The organism is Rhodovulum viride (assembly GCF_003265965.1).
Classification (GTDB): Bacteria; Pseudomonadota; Alphaproteobacteria; order Rhodobacterales; family Rhodobacteraceae; genus Rhodovulum; species Rhodovulum kholense.
Genome location: NZ_MUAV01000258.1, coordinates 1 through 274, shown reverse-complemented (window position 1 = coordinate 274; position 274 = coordinate 1). Strand labels below are relative to the sequence as shown.

Annotated in this window: 1 protein-coding gene; it reads left to right on the top strand. The window is 74.5% G+C overall.

The window, feature by feature from the left end; genetic code table 11:
- Positions 1-198: hypothetical protein (locus BYZ73_RS23365; protein ID WP_181498193.1), on the top strand; the 198-nt coding region annotated here is incomplete at its 5' end.
- Between the last annotated feature and the right edge of the window lie 76 nt (positions 199-274).

Here is a 274-nt window from a genome sequence, read left to right as displayed (position 1 = left end):
CATGCGGCAGGGGCGGCGGCGGTCCTGGGGGCCGCTGCCGGGGCGCTCGATCTGCTGGGGGCTTCGGCGGGCATCGCCGCCGATCCGCCGCCGTCGCCCGACGCGGTGCTGATCCGCGCGGCCGGAGAGTGGAGAGCGCAACGGGCCGCCGGTCGCTGGCGGCAGAACGGGGTAACGGGCAGATGGAGGGCCGCATGAAAACATGGGTATCCGACGGGCTGCGGCTCGCGGTGGATGTGGCGATAGACGCCGGGGCGCAGATCGCGGAGCTGAC